The organism is Streptomyces sp. S3(2020), assembly GCF_013044505.1.
Lineage (GTDB): Bacteria > Actinomycetota > Actinomycetes > Streptomycetales > Streptomycetaceae > Streptomyces.
In genome coordinates this window covers 1-3,861 of record NZ_JABERD010000412.1, presented here as the reverse complement: position 1 = coordinate 3,861, position 3,861 = coordinate 1, and the positions used below count along the sequence as shown (strand labels likewise).

The following is a 3,861-nucleotide window of genomic DNA, read 5'->3' as shown; positions in this document are numbered from 1 at the left end:
GCAGGGCTTTCGTGTTCTTGTATCAACCAGTAGACGGCAGACGCGATGCTCAGGCGTCTCGGGGGCTCGCAGATGTGTATAAGAGATCGACGACGTCCAGCCCCCGCTCGACGAATCCGCCTGGAGGACCCCGCCCTTCACCCTCACCGAAGGCGACGACGGCCGCTGGTACGGGCGCGGCACCGCCGACTGCAAGGGCAACATCGTCATGCACCTCACCGCGCTCAGGGCGCTCGGCGAGGACATCCCGGTGGGCCTCAAGTTCGTCGCGGAGGGCTCCGAGGAGCAGGGCACCGGAGGGCTGGAGGCCTACGTCGCCCAGCACCCGGAGCAGTTCCTCGCCGACGCCCTGCTGGTGTGCGACACCGGCAACGCCGAGGTCGGCACCGGCACCGCGACCATCACCCTGCGCGGCCTCGCCAACCTCGTCGTCACCGTCGAGACGCTCCGGGGCGAGGTGCACTCCGGCATGTTCGGCGGCCCCGCCCCCGACGCCCTCGCCGCCCTGATCCAGATGCTCGCCACCCTCCGTGACCCCGAGACCGGCGCCACCCGGATCAACGGCCTTGACTGCGAGCGCACTTGGCCCGGGGTCGGCTACGACGAGGCGCAGTTCCGCGCGGACGCCGGCGTCCTGGACGGCGTACGGCTCACCGGCACCGGCACGGTCGCCGACCGCCTCTGGGCACGCCCGGCCGTCACCGTCCTCGGCATCGACTGCCCGCCGGTCGTCGGCTCCGCCGCCGCCGTACCGCCCACCGCCCGCGCCCGGGTCAGCCTGCGCGTCCCGCCCGGCACGGACGCCGAGCTGGCCCGCGAGACCCTCACCCGGCACCTGACGGACGCCGCCCCCTGGGGCGCGCGGGTCACCGTCGAGACCGAGGGCACCGGCTCCCCGTTCGAGGCCGCCACCGACGGCCCCGCCTACACGGCCCTCGGCAAGGCCATGGAGCAGGTGTACGGCACACCCCTCGCCTTCCTCGGGCAGGGCGGCTCCATCCCGCTGTGCAACGTCCTCGCCACGACCTACCCCCGTGCCGAGATCGTCCTGATGGGCGTCGAGGAACCCCGCTGCCTCATCCACGCCCCCAACGAGAGCGTCGATCCGAGCGAGATCGAGCACATGGCCCACGTGGAGGCGCTGTTCCTGCGGGAGTACGCGGCCGGACATCGGCGCTGACATGACTCAGTCGGCCGACGAAGGCGACGAACTTCAGCGACTCCGCGCGCGGGTAGCCCAGTTGGAGTCCCAGCGGCGTCCCCGTAAACACCGGGCGCGATCACTCCTCGCCACCCTGCTCGTGATCCTCGGATGTGTGCTCGCCCCGCTGTCCGTCGTCGCCGCGTGGACCGCCGACGTCATCGGCGACACGGACCGCTACGTCAAGACCGTCGAGCCGCTCGCCTCCGACCCCGACATCCAGGACGCGGCGGCCCGGCGCGTCACCGACGCGGTGATGACCCACCTCGATCTGACCGCCCTGCTCTCCGGCGCCGCGCCCGCCGAACGCCCCCGCCTGGAAAAGGTGTTGGGCAAGCTCGGGGACTCGATCGAGGACGCCGTGCGCAGCTTCGTGCACGACAAGGCGCAGGCCGTCATCGCCTCGGACGCCTTCCACGGCATCTGGACCGACGCCAACCGCCGTGTCCACAGCGCGGTGGACAAGGCGCTCACCGGCAGCGGCGGCGGAGCCGTGAAGATCGACGAGGACACCGTCACCCTCGACCTCGCCCCGGTCGTGGAACGGGTCAAAGAGCGCCTGGTGGACGACGGAATGACCGTCGCCGCGAAGATCCCGCAGGTCCACACCAACTTCACCCTGGTCAAGGCCGACGACATCGGCCAAGTCCGCACCTACTTCCGGCTGTTGCAGCTGGCCGGCACCTGGCTGCCGGTCCTCGCCATGGCCCTGGTCGCCGCCGGTGTCCTGCTCGCGGGCCGCCGCCGCAGGGCCCTGATCGCCGCGGCGATCGGCTTCGCCCTCGCCACCGCGCTGCTCGGCATCGGCCTCACCGTCGCCCGGGTGATCTACCTCGACGCCCTGCCCGCCGGTATCTCGCAGGCCGCCGCCGGATCCGTGTACGACACGCTGACCCGGTTCCTGCGGCGGGCGGTCCGGGTGGTGGTCGCCCTGGGCGCGGTGCTCGCGCTGGCGGCGTGGCTCACCGGACCGGGCCGCAGGGCGACGCTGGTGCGCCGGCTGTGGACCTCGTGCATCGAGGCCGTACGGGGTGTCGCCGACCGCGCCGGGCTGCGGACCGGTCCGGTCGGCCCCTTCGTCCGCCGGTACCGCGAATGGATCGTCTGGGCGCTGGTCGCCGCCGCCGTCCTGGCCTACCTGCTGTGGTCGTACCCGACCGGCTGGGTGGTCGTGGGCCTCGCGCTCGCGCTGCTCTTCGCCCTGGCGGTGGTGGAGTTCCTGGCGGCGGAACCTAGCGAGGACCCAGCGAGCGTTCCATGACCCCGGCCAGGTGCCGGTCGAACACCTCCCGGGTGTCCGGCGTCAGCGTGCGCAGGGCGACCAGGGCGGTGATGACGACGTCGCACAGCTCGCTCCGGACGTCGTCCCAGGTGTGGGACGTGCCCTTGCGCGGGTTCTGGTTCATCGCGCCGATCACCGCCTCGGCCACCTCGCCGACCTCCTCCGACAGCTTCAACAGCCGTAGGAGGAGGTCCTGTTGTCCGCCGAGCGGGCGGTTCGACTCGAGCCACGTCCACAGGGCGTCGATGCCCGACCAGATGTCGGGGTCCTGATCACTCATGGACGCAGCTTGGCACGGTCCGCTCAGCCGTCGCCGAGCAGCTTGTCCATCTCCTCGATCTCGGCGGTCTGCGCGGTGACGATGTCGTCGGCCATGGCGGTGGCGGGCCGGTACTTACCCTTCGCCTTCTCTGTCTCGGCCATGTCGACGGCACCCTCGTGGTGCTCGACCATCAGCTTCAGGAACAGGGCGTCGAACGCGTCGCCGGACGCCTTCTCCAGCTTCGTCATCTCGGCGCCGTCCATCATACCGGGCATACCGGGCATACCGGAATGCGCGTTGTGCTCCATGCCCGGCGTTTCCTCGCCCCAGGACTTCAGCCAGCCGGACATCGTCTCGATCTCCGGGTCCTGAGCCTTCTCGATGCGGGCCGCGAGGTCCTTCACCTCGGCGGACGAGGCCCGGTCGGCGGCGAGTTCCGCCATCTCCAGGGCCTGGCGGTGGTGGGGGATCATGCCCTGCGCGAAGGAGACGTCCTGGGCGTTGTGGGAAGCGGCGGACGACGAGGGGGAGCTGTGACCGCTCTCGTGACCGCTGCCGGCGTCACCGCAGGCCGCCAGGACGAGGGCGGCGGTGACGGTCGCCGCCATGAGGGCGGCACGGCGCGTACGGGTGGTGCTCATGCTTGAACTCCTGCTGGATGAAAGGGATCTGGACATGCCGACGCGCACACCGAGGTGCGCGGCGCGGTGTCTAGATCCGCAGGAGTTGGAGTTCCGCCAGGGACGGGGGAGCGCGAGCGCCTTCCGGGTCCGAGCCGGCGTACGCGCGCGGTGCTTCCTCCCGTACGACGCCGGCGACCGGGTCGGGCACGAGCGCGGGCAGCGTCGGCCCACCGCTGACCGCGGCCGCCGCGCAGGTGGCGTCGGCGTGCGAGACGTGGCCCGAGCCGCAGTGACCCGCTCCGTCGCACCCGTCATGAGCGGCCACCACGGAGACGGCGGCGGCCATCGACGGGGCGTGCGGGTGCTCGTCGGCGACCGCCGCGCCCGGGGCCAGGGCGTGCATGCCCATCAGCCCCGCCAGCAGAGCCAGCACGAGCAGCACCCGCCACCGCCACAGGGGCGGTCGCGCGGGGCGGGGCTGATGGGCATGCAC

At 71.9% G+C, this 3,861-nt stretch carries 4 protein-coding genes and 1 pseudogene; 2 read left to right on the top strand and 3 right to left on the bottom strand.

Annotated features, from left to right (window positions below; translation table 11 throughout):
• Positions 1-91: 91 nt before the first annotated feature.
• Both HLK59_RS48795 and HLK59_RS48790 read left to right on the top strand, forming a co-directional pair.
• Positions 92-1,180, top strand: a pseudogene (locus tag HLK59_RS48795) (dipeptidase); the annotation flags it as partial.
• 1 nt (position 1,181) lies between these two features.
• A complete protein-coding gene (locus HLK59_RS48790) occupies positions 1,182-2,462 on the top strand; it encodes a hypothetical protein (RefSeq protein WP_171148133.1) in 1,281 nt (426 codons plus the stop codon).
• Here the strand turns inward: HLK59_RS48790 and HLK59_RS48785 are convergent.
• The 3 genes from HLK59_RS48785 to HLK59_RS48775 all read right to left on the bottom strand — a co-directional run bounded on the left by HLK59_RS48785 (position 2,434) and on the right by HLK59_RS48775 (position 3,861).
• A complete protein-coding gene (locus tag HLK59_RS48785; RefSeq protein WP_171148132.1) occupies positions 2,434-2,763 on the bottom strand; it encodes a MazG-like family protein in 330 nt (109 codons plus the stop codon). The two genes, HLK59_RS48790 and HLK59_RS48785, sit on opposite strands and share 29 nt — an antisense overlap.
• A gap of 23 nt (positions 2,764-2,786) precedes the next feature.
• Positions 2,787-3,386 carry a DUF305 domain-containing protein gene (locus HLK59_RS48780; RefSeq protein WP_171148131.1) on the bottom strand — a complete coding sequence of 200 codons (600 nt, stop codon included), beginning with the start codon at positions 3,384-3,386 and terminating at the stop codon, positions 2,787-2,789.
• Positions 3,387-3,456: 70 nt separating this feature from the next.
• Positions 3,457-3,861, bottom strand: coding sequence for a DUF6153 family protein (locus HLK59_RS48775; RefSeq protein WP_346780005.1), 405 nt, complete (start codon positions 3,859-3,861; stop codon positions 3,457-3,459).

Excerpts from the sequence above, each read along its gene's own strand:
- HLK59_RS48785 (WP_171148132.1), bottom strand. The coding sequence starts at position 2,763 with ATGAGTGATCAGGACCCCGACATCTGGTCGGGCATCGACGCCCTGTGG.
- HLK59_RS48790 (WP_171148133.1), top strand. The coding sequence starts at position 1,182 with ATGACTCAGTCGGCCGACGAAGGCGACGAACTTCAGCGACTCCGCGCG.
- HLK59_RS48780 (WP_171148131.1), bottom strand. The coding sequence starts at position 3,386 with ATGAGCACCACCCGTACGCGCCGTGCCGCCCTCATGGCGGCGACCGTC.